The organism is Pseudomonas sp. B14-6, from assembly GCF_013260315.1.
Classification (GTDB): domain Bacteria; phylum Pseudomonadota; class Gammaproteobacteria; order Pseudomonadales; family Pseudomonadaceae; genus Aquipseudomonas; species Aquipseudomonas mandelii.
The window spans coordinates 2,772,839-2,787,687 of record NZ_CP053929.1 but is presented as its reverse complement, the minus strand read 5'-3'; the positions used below and the strand labels follow the sequence as shown (position 1 = coordinate 2,787,687).

The 14,849-nt window shown below is 53.4% G+C and carries 15 protein-coding genes; 4 read left to right on the top strand and 11 right to left on the bottom strand.

Translation table 11 applies throughout. The features are described 5' to 3' along the window. Positions 1 to 168 precede the first annotated feature (168 nt). Both HP062_RS12680 and HP062_RS12675 read left to right on the top strand, forming a co-directional pair. Positions 169 to 1,302, top strand: a complete 1,134-nt coding sequence (locus HP062_RS12680) for a polymorphic toxin type 44 domain-containing protein (protein ID WP_172791487.1) — start codon at positions 169 to 171, stop codon at positions 1,300 to 1,302. Then, positions 1,283 to 1,675 (top strand): hypothetical protein, encoded by a 393-nt coding sequence (locus HP062_RS12675; RefSeq protein ID WP_256666164.1) that lies wholly within the window; start codon positions 1,283 to 1,285, stop codon positions 1,673 to 1,675. Before HP062_RS12680 ends, HP062_RS12675 begins: the two co-directional genes overlap by 20 nt. Before the next feature lie 115 nt (positions 1,676 to 1,790). Here HP062_RS12675 and HP062_RS31075 read toward each other — a convergent pair whose 3' ends face one another. Next, complete coding sequence (locus HP062_RS31075) at positions 1,791 to 1,922, bottom strand: hypothetical protein (RefSeq protein WP_017337405.1); 132 nt, start codon at positions 1,920 to 1,922, stop codon at positions 1,791 to 1,793. A gap of 62 nt (positions 1,923 to 1,984) precedes the next feature. Continuing rightward, positions 1,985 to 2,467 (bottom strand): toll/interleukin-1 receptor domain-containing protein, encoded by a 483-nt coding sequence (locus HP062_RS12670; RefSeq protein ID WP_256666163.1) that lies wholly within the window; start codon positions 2,465 to 2,467, stop codon positions 1,985 to 1,987. 758 nt (positions 2,468 to 3,225) lie between these two features. On the opposite strand from HP062_RS12670, the gene HP062_RS12665 reads away from it, so the two are divergent. After that, positions 3,226 to 4,035: a hypothetical protein gene (locus HP062_RS12665; protein WP_172791485.1), complete on the top strand. Its 810-nt coding sequence runs from the start codon at positions 3,226 to 3,228 to the stop codon at positions 4,033 to 4,035. 241 nt (positions 4,036 to 4,276) lie between these two features. On the opposite strand, the gene HP062_RS12660 is transcribed toward HP062_RS12665, so the two are convergent. The 8 genes from HP062_RS12660 to HP062_RS12625 all read right to left on the bottom strand — a co-directional run bounded on the left by HP062_RS12660 (position 4,277) and on the right by HP062_RS12625 (position 12,795). Then, a complete protein-coding gene (locus HP062_RS12660) occupies positions 4,277 to 5,116 on the bottom strand; it encodes a hypothetical protein (protein WP_172791484.1) in 840 nt (279 codons plus the stop codon). Between the two features lie 485 nt (positions 5,117 to 5,601). Beyond that, complete coding sequence (locus HP062_RS12655; protein ID WP_172791483.1) at positions 5,602 to 6,753, bottom strand: hypothetical protein; 1,152 nt, start codon at positions 6,751 to 6,753, stop codon at positions 5,602 to 5,604. 371 nt (positions 6,754 to 7,124) lie between these two features. Continuing rightward, on the bottom strand, positions 7,125 to 7,490 hold the full coding sequence (locus tag HP062_RS12650; RefSeq protein WP_172791482.1) for a histone-like nucleoid-structuring protein, MvaT/MvaU family: 366 nt from the start codon (positions 7,488 to 7,490) through the stop codon (positions 7,125 to 7,127). Between the two features lie 220 nt (positions 7,491 to 7,710). Continuing rightward, on the bottom strand, positions 7,711 to 8,655 hold the full coding sequence (locus HP062_RS12645; RefSeq protein WP_172791481.1) for a chromosome segregation protein SMC: 945 nt from the start codon (positions 8,653 to 8,655) through the stop codon (positions 7,711 to 7,713). Positions 8,656 to 8,746: 91 nt separating this feature from the next. Beyond that, on the bottom strand, positions 8,747 to 11,653 hold the full coding sequence (locus HP062_RS12640) for a DUF927 domain-containing protein (RefSeq protein WP_172791480.1): 2,907 nt from the start codon (positions 11,651 to 11,653) through the stop codon (positions 8,747 to 8,749). Then, positions 11,650 to 11,922 (bottom strand): DUF3077 domain-containing protein, encoded by a 273-nt coding sequence (locus tag HP062_RS12635; RefSeq protein WP_172791479.1) that lies wholly within the window; start codon positions 11,920 to 11,922, stop codon positions 11,650 to 11,652. The genes HP062_RS12640 and HP062_RS12635 overlap by 4 nt, the downstream gene beginning before the upstream one ends. Then, the gene (locus HP062_RS12630; protein ID WP_172791478.1) at positions 11,919 to 12,209 is read right to left on the bottom strand and encodes a hypothetical protein; all 291 of its coding nucleotides are present in this window, start codon (positions 12,207 to 12,209) and stop codon (positions 11,919 to 11,921) included. Before HP062_RS12630 ends, HP062_RS12635 begins: the two co-directional genes overlap by 4 nt. A 385-nt stretch (positions 12,210 to 12,594) precedes the next feature. Further along, entirely contained in the window at positions 12,595 to 12,795 is a 201-nt protein-coding gene (locus HP062_RS12625; RefSeq protein WP_172791477.1) for a helix-turn-helix domain-containing protein, read from the bottom strand. A 116-nt stretch (positions 12,796 to 12,911) separates the two neighbouring features. Between HP062_RS12625 and HP062_RS12620 the strand changes: the two genes are divergently transcribed. Next, entirely contained in the window at positions 12,912 to 13,451 is a 540-nt protein-coding gene (locus HP062_RS12620) for a hypothetical protein (RefSeq protein WP_172791476.1), read from the top strand. Here HP062_RS12620 and HP062_RS12615 read toward each other — a convergent pair. Continuing rightward, positions 13,444 to 14,655 carry a site-specific integrase gene (locus HP062_RS12615; RefSeq protein WP_172791475.1) on the bottom strand — a complete coding sequence of 404 codons (1,212 nt, stop codon included), beginning with the start codon at positions 14,653 to 14,655 and terminating at the stop codon, positions 13,444 to 13,446. The two genes, HP062_RS12620 and HP062_RS12615, sit on opposite strands and share 8 nt — an antisense overlap. Positions 14,656 to 14,849 lie beyond the last annotated feature (194 nt).

Sequence of the window (14,849 nt, the reverse complement as noted above, 5' to 3'; positions counted from 1 at the left end):
GAAACCCGGCAGTTAAGGTTCGCTGTCGGCCAAAAAAGGGCGGTCGAGGGGCTAAACTCAGACTTTTCCTACAGACTCGTTCCAATCGGTGCGGTAACCTCGCGGAGCCTACAACACGCTTTTTGGCCTCCGCACGGAGGCTTTTTTATTGCACGACAAGGATGACGAATGACTCCCTCCGCTCGATTGGGTGACAAGCATGTCTGCCCAATGCCCGGTCACGGCACTACCCCGATTGCTTCCGCCAGTGGCGACGTAAACATCAACTTTATGGGATCTGCTCGTGTTGGCGATACCTGTGGCTGTGGAGCCGTAATCACCACAGGGTTCCCCTCTATTCAAGTGAACGGGCGTCCTATGGCCCATTTAGGCAGCCCAACCAGTCACGGCGGAACGATCATTACCGGGTCAGGCGATGTTGGTGGCGGTTTTGTCATGGGCGATGCTGGTGGCGCAACCATCATCAACTTCATGGCACTCGGTGCGTTCCGTCCAGATGGCACTGTGGATGACGAGAAAATGGCCACACTGCTCGCTGACCCAAAGTTGAAAGAGAAGGCAGTTGCCGCAAACGCTCTGGTAGCCCCCGAAGCCGCTCCGAAAAAGCCAGAGGCAAAGCCTGAATCAAAAGCCCCCGTCACGTGCAAAGACCCTGACATGATGGAACAGGTGGCCAGCTATATCGCCGGGGAAATGAACCGCAACATCACACACCCATCCGTACTGAAAATGAAAAAGCTAATCAGCTTTGACGCAGCAGCGGAAAATGCAAAGTTTCAAAAGCTCCCTTGGTATGCACGCCTTTCACCACCTAATTTCCAAGCAATGGAGCTTGGTAACACTACTGCTGCGATGGCCCTTTGGACTGAGCGGGTTGGTCAGAATCGGCCATGGGATCACAAGGTGACGATTGGGCAACAGTTCGGCGGGACTTGGCTGAAGCAAGGTCAGGTGGACTACTTCTATGACATCTGGTCGAACATCCACTATGGCTACATAGGACGCGCTGGTGGCCTTTCTGAAAGCGTTCTTCTGGACGGCGCTGGGTTTGAGCAGATTGCATCAGACTCTATTCGAAAAGTTCAGAAGTGGGACGAGCGAAAAGGACCTCACCGCTCAGCAGACATTGAAGGAATGCGGGCTTGGGACGATATAGGCGACCGAGTCTCTATCAGCATTGGAGTCGAACTGTACAAGCAGCACCCAGGCGGTGGGATTACGGCAAAGATGCTCATGGATGAAGTTTTAGCACTACCACGTTCAAGCTGGGGAGATGGCACACGTGACCACGTCTGCAAATAAACCGAAACGACATTACTGGCGCTGGGTAGTGGCGCTACTACTCGCCCCCATCGTCTTTTGGTATGTCGCCACACCCCAAGTGAGCTTCCATTTCTCTGACAAGGGGCAGGGGCGGCTCGGTTACATTTTGAATGTTCAGCACGACATCTCAAAGGGCGAGATCTACCCAGGCGAAGCCACTGGTGGGGCAGGGCACATCTTCCCGAACAACCAATTTTTTATGGAGTTCGATTGGAACAACGGTGGAAAATCGCGCTGCATCAGGGTTAAACCGAAGTGGCCGAACACTGATGTGTACATCGGGGCAGATGGTGCGATCGATAGCCGCACCGATGGCAGACTTATTGAAGCGTGTGGTGCACTACCAAAATAGAAAACTCCGAGAGGCTGGCCCTTTGTTTGACGTGATGGCACAGGGCTAGGGGAGACCGCTTCCGGCCAGAAGGGGCCAAACCTACGTGACTCACCCCCTCTCACCGCTTTTAAGGTCAATCACCTTTTTTGTGTTTATGTACTTCCAGATCAGGATGTTTGGGTTTGTTTTCTTCAGTAACACGACGGCGTTGGTCCTTTTTGCCGGTGGATTCAGCGATCGGTTTGGGGCCGGGTTTAATACTCATGTGTTCAACTCCTTCGATTGATAACGGGTCTGTAAGTAAAGCCGTACGCATGGACAGTGAAGCTACGGGGCGACCAACTCGGCAAGCTTGGCCGCGATATCTGCAAACGTATCTTCAGCAGTGCTCAGGCCGCTTCTCGAACCGAGTAGAGGACTGACTTCGCGCAGCGATTCGTATGTGGTGTCGTGAATGATGGGAACCAGCAGATCCCTTGCGAGGAGCGCGGAAAGCTCTTTGTCGGCGATGCCTTCGGCTGCTAGGCGACGCAGCAAAGCAGGGGTCACCAGCACAATTCCTACTCGAGACTTCGCCAATCCCTTATCAATTTCACGCAGTAACGAAGAGCCTAGAAGGACATCTTTCTCGCTGAACCAAACGGAAACACCGAGCGAATCGAGTACATCATGCAGCTCCTTCGCGGATCCTTTCCGGTCGTCCCAGGCGTGACAAAGAAAGACGTCACGTAGATCAGGTACTGTCGCACGCCTCTCGACATTTTCGCGTACCGGTGTGAGCGTTCTTACCTCGGCGGAGGTGTAGGCCACAGAGGATCCGGGTTTCGACCAGCGCGGCTTTGCGCTGCTGGATGAACCGCCGCTACTGCGACCACCCCCGCCATGAGACGGGGACGAATAGGATGGTGCGTAGGACGAGGATGAATACGATCGCGATCCGTACCCGCTATATCCGCTGCCACATGCGGGACACGCTGCTCTTGCGCTTGCCGAACGATGACCATGTACCGGTGCTGTACATCTAGACATGTCGTAAACCTTCCGTTTGTAGCTGCTCGCCCAAGAGATGATTAAGCAGCGGCTGTACCGAGCCATCAGCTTTTGAAAACACCGCAGCCCATCCTTATTGGCTCGAAATCAACCTGCGCTTCAGATCGTGATTCCAATATGCTGGCACAAACAATAGCCCATAGCGCGCATTCCGCTAGCAGGCTTAGCGTGAATGTTCGCTAGCGGCTTCCGATACAAATGCCTCCATGGTCTAGAGCTATCTATCATAGCGGGTAGCTCTCGACCCAGGTTTCAGGCCCTTGACGTTCAACGGCCCCGCCATCGATGCCGTTGTTCAATCGACGAACGTCGCTTATGGGTCGGATACTGCCTTTCTGCGACAGGCAGCAATCGGCCAATAGCGCTCGTTCTTCCCGAGGGCTGCTTATGACCAAAGCGGTCGCTCTCCACCCGCATAATCGTGTTGTTGGCGAGGCCAATTGCCATTAATCTCGGATAACCGCCAGCTGCCTTCCGCACCTGGTGATCGGACAGGCACATTTAACAAGGGAAGGAACATGGCGATATCAAATTTGACAAAGTATCAGGTTGATCTCGACAAGCTGTTAGATGAGGCGACACGGGTTCAGCAAGCCTTCCTTCACCAGGCCTACGGTAAAGAGTACTACCAGAGCCTCCTCGACGGCTTGGAGGGCAATAAGAAAAAAACCGAAGCCATCATTGCCAAGATAAAGCCCTTCAGAACAGCTTACCAACAGTGGTATTCAGAAGCCTTACCGCTTGTGAAACAACTGCTGCCTGATCGACTCTCGGATTTTGTGCGGCTGTATGAAAAGCCCAAAACACGAAAAGCGATCGATTTCGAGAGCTATCGAATTGAAGATGCCTGTCAGGGATTGCAGACCACGCAGTATGGAGAAGTTAAGGCCAGCATGAAGTCCGCTACGTCATTGTTGGAACAGCAGATTGCCATCGTAGGGGCCATTAAACGGCGCTTCGAAAGCTCACTTTTCGACATCAAGCAGTTGGTCCAAGCGGACCTGTTTGACTCCGAACTTGATACCGCCAGGGGACTGCTCAAAGCTGGGTTCGCCCGCGCTTCAGGAGCAATCGCAGGTGTTGTGCTTGAAGGTCACTTGAAGCAGGTATGTGACAATCGCAGCATTCCTAAGAAATCTGGCACGATCGCAGTTCTCAATGACGGCCTAAAAGCTGCTAACGTCATCGAACTCTCTCAGCATCGTCACATCCAGTTCCTTGGCGACATCCGCAACAAATGCGGACACAAGAACACCACAGACCCTACGACTGACGAGGTCGACGACCTCATTAATGGCGTTGATAAAGTCATTAAGACTATCTTCTGAGTTAATGGGGCCGCAGCCGGCCCCTAACTCCACTTTTCCGCATGGGTCGGCCCGCCGATCGGCGCGCGCATTTGATCGCCGGGACTGTCCGCTATTTGGTCGATTGGAGCCTTTCGCGACAGGCAGGAATCGGGCAAAAGCGGACACTCACGCCTGAGTGAAATCGACGCTTAAGCGTATGACACCGCTCCAACGAAATGCCGCCAGCACTTTTCTGCTCAAAGAGAGCGTCAAATTACAGTTAAGCATCAGAACACTGCGCTAACAGCGTTCGAATAGTTTTCTCGTCATCCGGTCTCACCGCTGCAAGCTTAGCAAGTCGTCTTTCGAAAAAACCCAATAGCTGCTCGTCTACTATCAATTTTGTATCGATAAAGTTTATCTGCAGAGATTCTTTTATCTGATCAACAAAGTCATCGATATCGTAATCACTTCCGGACAAAAGCGCAGCATCTAGACCTTGCAAGCAGCTTATTAAAAAGTTGGCTGGTATTTTTTTAACCTCCCAAATCAATGATTCAGCTCTACGCAACTCAGTGGTTATATTGACGACATTTTCATTTAGTTCTTTAACCGCTGCGCCAGAGCTCGTAGTGGTTTTCAGCACCTCATCAAACTTGCTTTCGAGCGATACCCTAACCGTTTCAAAGTGCGATCTTACTTGCAACGTCTGATCTAGCATCCTATCCAGATCCTGCTGGCTTCTAACTTCTTGCGCTGCTGCTACGTCCCGACTCGCGACGGCGAGACTGGTTTCTATCTCTGATTGAAAAATTTTTATTTTCGCATCGTAATCTTCTTTGACTCTCTGGAGATCTTTGTCATGTAACTTAAAGTTAGTGAATAAACTTGCACCAACTAACAGAAGCACGGTGCTCACAATGGCGCTAAGCGACCATATGATAATTGATAGCATAGAGTTCTGAAATTCAGAGATCAGGAGATTTTTTTCTTTGAGGATTTTCAGCTCGGACTCGTCTGACGCTCTCATTTTTGAAGTGGCGCTGATTTTTGGCACATCTGGCAGCGCAATGGGTTGAGCGTCAGAAGCCTTGGCTGCTACTTCACCTACAGTGGCCACCTGAGCAGTAGCTGTTGCAGTTTGACAGAATAAAAATGCAGGTGAGATTAAGGCTAGAGAAATTAATAATGAAAGAATTATTTTTTCATGCTTGTATCCGAATTAGAGTAGAGACAAATTTTCTAATGGGCTGATTATGCAGCAAGTTCGACGATCAGGACGAAGTCCAACTGCAACGAATAGCGCCACTACGTCAAACGATGTTTCCGTTTAATATCTAGTGACCTGAAGATGTACGTATCTGACCGTTTTCTGCCTCGCTCCACCTTCAGTCCTATCTCGAGCAGTCCTTCACGATGTCAGCAATCGGCAGGAGCTGATCTCGAATAATAATAAATCGATAAAATTTCACGCAACCTAAACTGTTCTACTTCACAACTTCAGTTAATTTCGTTTGTAGCTTTGTCGCGTTCATCAATGACGTATTCCGTCCCCTGCCTCCGAGCACCTATCTAAAAATAAGTAAAACCACCAATATCAATTCGCTACCTGGGTCTTTTCAAAGATGCGAACTGCTTCAGCGCGTCAAACATTTTTTGCTCATATACACCTGGAGAAAAAGGCACTGAGTTAGATACATACACTTCGCCAGCCACATCTGATACGAAAATTCTGGCAGGGGATGCATTGCCTAAAAACGCTTTAAATCGATCTCGATCGGCAGCAGTCATGGACTGAATCTCATCCGATTCAAATTTGATAACTTTATAAGATTGACTTTGTAGAGTCGCAGCGTCTGGCGAGCTATCATAATCGCTCATCTTCATAGGGAAATCGAGATAATTACCCTCTCCCAGATTTGCCCTGAAGAGCGCCTGTGGTTTCAATGAAGTAGCTCCGCTTCCTTGATTCCCTATAGCGCATGTAATCACCAACTTGGCTCTACTCGGCATAACATTTGTTTTAAAATCCAGCCACTGCTTGTTTGCTTCCTTATACTTCAAACTAAGACCATCTCTGTACTTTCTCTTATTCTCAAGTTTTTGATTAACGCTAAGGCGGAGCGCTTCAATTTTCTTCTCGATACTAGAATCCTCATCAATAACTGGCGAACGCTGAAGCTGCATAGCAAGAAAATAATTAATGCCACGGCCACTTAATAAATCATCATCCAAGTTATTTAAGGTATCTAATATATATTTTTGATCAGCCCCAGACATTGCAGAGCCAAGTCGCTTTTCAGACTTATCAATATCATAGGTCATTGAATTGATATTGTTTTTATGGCCAAGTAAAATACGGTCTATTTCTTCCGGCGAGTAATCGCGATCTGCAGATTGGGCATATGGCCGTTCGTCACTAACTATAAGAGACTTTAAGGAAGACAGCTCGGGAAATCTTACCAGATCAACTGGCTGCGAAGTTGTCGCTTTAACTGATGTGACCTCTAAAATTACATCAGGAGACTTGAGGTCATGAAATTGACTAAGGAAAACAACAAATACCACCACCACGCTTGCAAAAAACTGCCATGTTTTAACGAAAAATGCTTTCACACCTAAAAATTTCGTAGAGCCCACTTTTAAATTCCTTTTAATAATTTTCCCAACGATATCACAATGATATCCCCCGCCGTAAGATGAACCCTGAAACTGTTCCTTGCTCCGCATTTTCCTACCTGGATTGGCCGTCTTCACCTCCGTGTAACCTGCCCAAATTCGCACCAAAATAGGCCTCCAGTTCCATGGCTGTCTCATGGGCCCATTTTTTGAACGCCAAAAACCACAAAATCCCGACTTTCTCTAGGAAAAACGAGGGTTTGCGTTTTATCAATTTGGCGGTTAGGTAGAGATTCGAACCCTTATCACTTCAGGCGTCCACAGCCTCCAAGTCAGCGCTTAAGCAATGTCCGCTATTGGCCGAAAGCGGTCTTTGATCTTTGCAGTGGAAAGCTACGAATATGGGAGATTCGTCAGGAGGCTGTGAACTGACGACGAAATTATTCACTTTGAGTCAAACGTCGTTAATAAAAAGGGCCCGTCTGGGCCCTTTTTCAGGTGATATTGTTTTACTTCTTCAACCATCCTTCGACGACGTCGGCACCGTGCTCTGCTTTCCATTCTTTCAATGCTTTGTGATTCCCACCCTTGGTTTCGATCACTTCCCCGGTATTCGGGTTTTTGTAGACCTTGAGTTCGCGTGGCTTGCGTGTGCTGGCGGCCGGTGTCGCAGATTGGCGTCGGGCAGTGGTTTGCGGATCGAGCAGGTTGATGATGTGCTTCAGGTTGAAGCCGTATTGATCGAGCAGCTTGCGCAGCTTCGTTTCGAACTCGATTTCTTTCTTCAGACCGTCATCACCTTTCAGTGCTTCCAATGCCTGGAGTTGCTCGGCCAGATGTTTTTCCAACTGACGGTATTCTGCGAGTTTTGACATGTGATTTCCCTTGTTCGGTGAGGTCATGCGTGCTTGTTTGGATAGTAGTGCGGGCTACAAGTTCAAGCACTATTTCCGGCGATTCAGTTGGCTTTCAATATGCACCATTTCCGCTTTAATCGCGTTGATGGTTAGAGTTTGTATCGGACTGGTTTTGCCCGGCCCTGTGTTGATGGTCTTCAGCAAGGAATTCAGATGGGCCTTCCGAGTTTTGAGCGTGTCAGACCAACTGGCGCTGTTCTGTATCGGCTTGTTCATTAAGTTCATCCTTACGTTGTTTCAGATTGCTCATATCTTTGGGCTGCTGCTGTACCGGCAGGCTGTCGAGCTGGATTAAGTCCCGCGCGCGGTATTGGCGCGAGCGATCCGATAGCTCTTGCCACGTCCACTTCCCAAAGTTCTCACCTTGCTCTGGAACGGCAAGCTTCATAAGCCCAATCTGATCACGGTCCAGCAGGTTGTAATTCGCCCACAACTTACCGCCCGCCTCGAACAACGCTTTAGCGGCCTCGTTCCATTTCTCCTCGAGCACCGTCTGCGAAAGCAACAGGGCAGTGCGCTCTATCCCTTTATGCTTTACCTGTGCTTCTGCGATGTATTTATCTACGGTGACCAGCTCCTGCTCCAGCGCGGCCATGATCAAGTGTTGCCGACGATTATGTTCGGCGGCCGCTGTGAGGTTCTTCGCGGCCTTTTGTGCGTCGGCGTTGGCGGTCTTTTCGCCTTCGGTGTCGCCCCACGCAACGGCCTGCGCGTATGCAGTGGCGGCGTCTGTTTCGGCCTGACGGGCTTTGGCCATGTCCTCTTCCGCCTGTTGTTGGATCTGTTCCAGGCGGCTGCTAAGGCTCTGGCGCTTTTCGTTGAGCTCCTGCTCATCAGCCTTCCAGTTATCCATTGCCTCGATGTAACCCGCCATCAGGGAATCGCAGTTGGCGAGGTTCTCACGGCGACTGATCTTCCTATCCAAAAGGTCGGCATTGTTTTTGCGCGAATCGAAATTCCGTTTCAGCTCGTTGTACTTGTCGCGCAATTCGCGTTCCTGAGTCGGCTCGATGGTTTCCTCACTTTCCAGCACCGCCTCAAGGGGCAGCAGTTGGGTATGCAGTTGATCGGCCTCGCTCAGCAGTTGGTCGCGGCGGTCTTTCAGGTCTTGAATCTCGTTCATGTATTTAGTCTCTGTTCAATTCGATTGGGTTGGTTGAGCGGCTGGCGAGGCCGGGAATGAGCCGGCGCTACCTCGATCAGCGGAGATGCACTCAGGCAGCACTAGCCTCGCTCTCATCCATTCCCGGAATCGTCTTCACGATGTAGCAGCGTTGCGGACCGAGGCCGGGCAAACGTACCAAGCTATATGCCTTGCCATCGCTGCCAGGCTCTAAAGCGCCGCGCTGTAGCAGCACCTTGTTCACTGCATTGATGTTCATGCCCCGGAAGATCTCCGAGCGCCATGACTCGGGCAGCACGTAGTAGGTATTGGTGGTGTGAAGGGAGTCGCCCAGTCCGTGTTCCAGCGTCTTGCGAAATCCGAGGCGATCGATCGTACGCGGGCCGTGTTCGTCGATCTTTGCCGCCGCCGATTCCCAACGTGTGAAACGACTTTCGCCGAAGCGCTCAATGACTTGGCGCAGCCGCGCCAAGATGGCATCCCCCTCGAAGTTACCGGCACCGCCCCGTTCGTTCATCCAGGCGTTGAGGCACACGCGAGCGGCGGTGGTGGCAGTCCCATCGGGCCAGCCTGTAATCCCCATCGCGGTGGCCAGCTCACCCGCTGCGGCCGCGAGCCCAAAGCGAGCGGCTGCCCGGTGTGCTTGCCCGCTGGCCGACGCCGGTAGCGACTGGGCGATAAAGCCTTCAAGCGTGTGTCGCAGAATGGCGGACCAACCGTGGCGTTTGCCCGGTTCGCACAGCTCCGTCAGGAAAGCGGTGAGTGGAGTGCCGTAGTACTTCGTTACCCGTGCCTTGAGCGCGTCGGCCAGTGACGCCGCATCCTCAAAGCCGTTAAGTGCGTCGAACATGCCGAGGCCTTTGCTCGCATCGGCCGGGACCGCGAGCATGCGTACCTCCATGCCCGCTTTCAGCTCCTTGTTGGCCTCAGCCATGTGCTGGGCCAGCGTCTTCTCGCCGGTGGAGAGAAACAGCAGACGCCACTCCTGTACCTGACGGCCTGCTTGCCCCCGGTCATTGGCGCGGGCCTTTCCGGTGCCGTTGCCGAGCATGTACACCGTCTCGCCGATGATGCGCGGATCGCACATACCAATTTCATCCAGCACCAGTAGCCCATCGGAGTGCGCAGCGGCGATGGATTCCAGCGCGTTATCGGTGGAGCGCCACGAACGTACCAGACGCGGCCCGCCGTAGATCGAGGCGGCAACTTGCAGGTGCGTGGTCTTGCCACCTGAACTGTCGCCGTACAAGTGGAAACCGCCCGACTCGTGGCCGAGCATGTGCAGCAGTGGGCCAGCAAAGGCCACGCCGACGACGAACGCCAAGCGATGGTTTCCGACGCATAACGCGCCGATCTGCTCTTGCCATTGCTCAAGCGTGCCTGCTTCGCTGATCGGCGGAAGCTGAGAACCAGCCTCGTAGAAGTGCAGGTGTTCGCTGTGCGGGCCGACCTGTTGCTCGGGTAGGAGAAAGGCGCTGTCGTGCCAGCCCAGCCGGGTAACCAGTCGTGCCCGTTGCGCGCTGTCAAAGCCGCCGAGGTAACTTTGCAGGCCGTTGCGTGCGTTACGTCCCGAGCGACTACCGGCGAGGCGCAGCCCCATGTCCACCAGTGGTCCTAGCACGTCTTTACCGAAGTCGCCGGTCATGGTGCGTGCTGGGATGTTCCAGCGTTTCTTGGCGCCGTCGGGATCGTCGAACTCGACCAGCAGGCCCCAGTTCTGCCCTTTGTCGTCGCGAGTGCGGGCTAGAATTTCCAGAGGCGAACACACCGGGCGCGCTTCGCCGTCGTCGCCCGCATAAAAGACACCTTCGGACGTGAGGCGAAAGCCGCCGGGCATTAGGTCATTTTTCGATTTCGCCGGACGCTTGGCCGGTGCTTTTGTTTTTGGTTCAGGCTTGGCTTCGGTCGGTTGTGTCGCCGACTTCTTCACAGCCAAACCGAACAGTTCACCAGTGCTTTCCAGCTCGGCGATATGAGCGGCTGTCCAACCTTTGGCGAGCGCATCGGCCGCATCGTCGCCGTCATCCCATTGACCACCTTTGGCGAAGGCGGGGCGCTCGCTCTTCAGCGTAGGCTTGCGTTTGAACACATCCAGCGCGATGACTCGGACCGAGGCGGCGCCGATCTCGCGCAGCTTGTCGACGACGGTTTCCATACAGGCTTTGCCGCTGGCATCGTTGTCCGGCCATAGCAACACGTCGCGACCTTTGAGCGGTGTCAGATCGGCTTTGTGCCAGGAGTTAGAGCCGTTCGGCCAGCAGGTAGCCACGTAACCTGACAGCAGTTCAGCGGCGGCATCAGCGGCTTTTTCGCCTTCGCAGAGAACAACCGGTGCGTCAACGCGTTGGGCCAGTTCATCAAGGCGCAGCAGCGGACGCGGATCGGGCAGACCCTGCCAGCGCCATTGCGTGGTTTGGCCATCGGCGCGCTGACACCATGTCAGTGGTGCAAAGACCTTCTTCGGCTTTCCGTCTGCATCGGGGGCGAGGTCGAAGCGGTAGAGCGCCATGAGCGGCTGGCCCTGCACATCGCGGTAGATCCACATCTTGGATGGCGCACCGTGTTGCCGATGCTTGGCTGGGCACTTGTTCATGACCTCGGGCGGGACTGGCTGAATGGCAATCCACTCAGGTGCTTTTGTCTTGGTAGGCGCTGGCTTCGCCTGAGCGGCGCCGGGTGATACGTTGAGCAGGTCTGCAAGTTTGTTGCAGGCCTCGACGTCGGTGCCACCGTCCAGGTAGCGCACCAGATCGATCAGGTCGCCGCCCTTGTCGCCGGTGGCAAAGTCGGACCAAGTGCCTTTGCTCAAACTGATCTTGAGCGAACCGGCGCGCTTATCGCTGCGGGTTGGATTCGGAGCGGTGTATTCCTTGCCGCCATCGACGCGCTTGCCGTTAGGCAGCCAGTGCGACAGGACACGATCAATGTCTTTCAGCGCGGCGGCTTTCACGTCGGCGAAGCTCGGACGTTTTGTGTTGCTGTTCGGGTGTTGGGTCATGTGTCGACCCTTGACGCGAATAGCGCCTCGTTTATGTCATCGATCAGGGCCTTGGCCATTTCACCAAGATACAGGGCGGGCCAACTGAAGCGCTCGCCTTGGTCGCTCATGGCAGCTTCAAAAGAGAGCTGATTGGCGTGCTGCTGGAATTGCGAAGCCATCTCCAGCGCATCTTCGACCGGTATATCGGCGTTGACTCGAAACAGCTTCTGATTAGTAGCGTTCACGCGTGTAAACGCAGTTCGGCCTAGTGTGGTGGGTGGCGTCATAGCGCACCGCCTTTCTGCTCCATAGGAACAGAGGAGGCGTCACCATGCAGCGTGAGGGTTTTGATTAGGCCCAAGGTGCCGCGCACGTCCCAAATAACCGCTGCCAGTACGTGATTGGCTAAGCGAGGTCTGTCGCCTTCGCTTTCAAAGTGGTCTTCGAGTAGGGTCAGCACCGAGTCAGCGCGAGCAATTGCGCAGGTGATAGCGTCGATCGGCACACCGGCTTCGACTCCTTTGTCTACGCAGAGCAGATCTTCGGGCAGGGTGAAACTCAGGGCGTTGTTCATTGACGCTCCCCTGCGATTCCAAAGTCTTCATTTTTGTTTTTCTGAGCGCTGTAGCCTGCCCCTTCAGCGGGGTACATATCTTGCTTAGTGGGGATAGTACGCGGTACTTCCACTCTAGAGACGCCACGACAGCGGAGTGCCTCAAGGTCAATCAAACGTGTCGTTTTCGACAAGCTGTGCCTATCAAGGATCGCGCCCTTATGGTCTATCAAATGGATGGTGATATGCTTTGGCGGTTGCATTGCGGTCTGCTCAGATTTGCTGTGCGACAGTCGAGTCAGTGGTACGAACACTGGCTCGACACTTCTTTCTACTAAAGCCAGTCCTAGGGCCGGTCTTCTAGGGAACATCCCAGCCAATTTTGCTCCCTCGACCGCTACCGCGTTCACCGGGCGCCTGCCTTTGCTGCGCGTTCAATCCAAGCCTTGAGCTCAGTCATCAAAATCAGACGTCGCCGTCCGAGTTTGAAAGCCTTAAGGTCGCCAGAAGCGATGAGCTCATAAACTCCTGACCTTGAATAGCCAACCACGCGGGCAGCGTCTTCCACGCTAACTGCAAGAGGTGCGATGTGTTCGGGGTTGTTCATTAGCTTGTCCTTGATCGGTGGGGCGGACTGTACGATACTGGTCCGGACGTAAACATCCTATTTGTAAGTAACATCATCTGCAAGCAAAAAGTTTGTAGACATCGCGAGGCGAGTAAATGGCAAATCGTTCGAAGAAGGTTGTTCTATCGGCGAGGGTCGACCCCTACCTTAAAGCTGCGCTTGAACTGCTGGCGGCATCTAGCAACGAGAAAATCGTGAAGATCCTAGAGTTATGCCTTGAGAATGGGATGAATGACCGAACCATCACGAACCCGTTTAAAGCTCCGCAAAAGGATCTGGGAAAAATAAGTTTCATGGTCGCATTCACTGCGATCTGGTCGGAGAATGAAACTCTCTACAAGCTCCGCGCAGGAACGCTCGGGCCTGATTTCGCCGGAGAGGAGTTATCGAAGGTCGCTATGTTTATCAATGGCGATAACTATTTCGATGGGGAGTTCGATGTTTTCGGGGATTTGAACGGTTCGACAGAGAAGTTTGGGTTCAAGCCGCGAATGCAGCCTCGGGTGAACCTTGCCCTGGTAGAGAAGGAGTGGCCAATTGTTGAGGAATATGTGAGGTTTCTGGCAAACAACAAGCCGCTTCAGCCGGACTATGCCGATTACAAAAGTATGCGGGCTCAATCTCTGGCTAAATGAGTTCAACCGCCGCGGCTTTTGTTTCTGGCGCCAAGTGGGCATACCGGAGCGTCATCTTGATATCGGCGTGCCCCAGCAGATCCCGTACCGTGTTGAGCGGTACGCCGGCCATCACCAGGCGTGACGCGAAGTCATGGCGCATATCGTGCCAGCGGAAGCCCTCGATCTTGGCGCGCGCCAGCAGATTGAGCCAGGCACTTTTAACATCTTCCAGACGGCCACCGGCCTGACTCGGGAAAACGTATCGAGACTTTCCTACCTGCTTTTTCCAATTATCCAGCACGCCGAAGGTTTCCTTGTTCATCGGGATATGCCGCGTGTCGCTCGTTTTGGTGGTGGAGCCGGCAACGGTGATCGTCTTAGTGGGGAAGTTCACCTCTGACCATTTCAGGTCGAATAACTCGCCGCGCCTCATTCCGGTATTCAGAGACACCAGCACCATGGGCTTCAGGTGATCGGTGAAGGGCAATTCCAGCAAGCTCGGCATCAATTCTTTGTCACGGTCTGCCCGCCACTTGTTCGCAGTCTCGCGCTCGGCCCGCGCTTCGTCTTGGCGTGCGTCCAGCGCTTCGCGCAGGCGCTTAGTCTCATCGGCATCCAGATAGCGGACCAGCCCCATGGAGTCGACCTTGAGCTGTTTCAGCTTGGCCAGCGGATGCGCGGAGATGTACTCCCATTCAACGGCCCGGCTGAACACGCCGCTGATCGAGCCCATTTTGCGGTTGACCGTTGATGGCTTATTGCCTGACAGCATCCATCCTGTGCGGATCTGCTCAAGATCGCGACCAGTGATAGAGTCGAGACGCTGAGGCATGATCGCCTCGAAGTTGTTGTCGAGCGTGTGCAGGGTTTTCTCATGCCCTTTGTGGTGCGTTTTGAACCAAGGTATATAAGTGTCGTCGATGAACTGGCGCAAGGAGGGCAGGGCGGCACCTTTCCGCCCCTGAGCGATGGCCAACGGCTCGCCATGGGCGTGCGCATCGGCAAGATACTGGGCGGCTTCGGTGCGCGCCTGATCGAGCGTCACCACTCCTACGCGGCCGAGGGTGGCATTCTTGTTGCGGCCCCAGGTGATCATGTACGATTTATGCCCACTCGGCAGCACGCGTATGAATAAGCCGGGCTGTACAGTGTCATGCACTCGGTAAGCCTTCGGCTCAGTGGCCAAGCTGTTGATAAGTTTCTGGGTGATCTTCGTTTTCAAGCAATACAGCTCCGTGACAGCACCGTGGCAGCAAAAAGAACTATACGGCGCCGTTTTTACGGACGCAACCGGACGAAAAGCCCCGTAGTGGCTGTGCTGTCTCAAGCCTGCTAGGTTATTAATTGACCCTCCTAAGGGGAAGGTTGGCAGTTCGAACCTGCCCTGGGACACCACCTGATTTACAGCCCTGCGCT

Excerpts from the sequence above, each read along its gene's own strand:
- HP062_RS12620 (WP_172791476.1), top strand. The coding sequence starts at position 12,912 with ATGGCAAATCGTTCGAAGAAGGTTGTTCTATCGGCGAGGGTCGACCCC.
- HP062_RS12640 (WP_172791480.1), bottom strand. The coding sequence starts at position 11,653 with ATGACCCAACACCCGAACAGCAACACAAAACGTCCGAGCTTCGCCGAC.
- HP062_RS12680 (WP_172791487.1), top strand. The coding sequence starts at position 169 with ATGACTCCCTCCGCTCGATTGGGTGACAAGCATGTCTGCCCAATGCCC.
- HP062_RS12665 (WP_172791485.1), top strand. The coding sequence starts at position 3,226 with ATGGCGATATCAAATTTGACAAAGTATCAGGTTGATCTCGACAAGCTG.
- HP062_RS12645 (WP_172791481.1), bottom strand. The coding sequence starts at position 8,655 with ATGAACGAGATTCAAGACCTGAAAGACCGCCGCGACCAACTGCTGAGC.
- HP062_RS12635 (WP_172791479.1), bottom strand. The coding sequence starts at position 11,922 with ATGACGCCACCCACCACACTAGGCCGAACTGCGTTTACACGCGTGAAC.
- HP062_RS12625 (WP_172791477.1), bottom strand. The coding sequence starts at position 12,795 with ATGAACAACCCCGAACACATCGCACCTCTTGCAGTTAGCGTGGAAGAC.
- HP062_RS12650 (WP_172791482.1), bottom strand. The coding sequence starts at position 7,490 with ATGTCAAAACTCGCAGAATACCGTCAGTTGGAAAAACATCTGGCCGAG.
- HP062_RS12630 (WP_172791478.1), bottom strand. The coding sequence starts at position 12,209 with ATGAACAACGCCCTGAGTTTCACCCTGCCCGAAGATCTGCTCTGCGTA.
- HP062_RS31075 (WP_017337405.1), bottom strand. The coding sequence starts at position 1,922 with ATGAGTATTAAACCCGGCCCCAAACCGATCGCTGAATCCACCGGCAAA.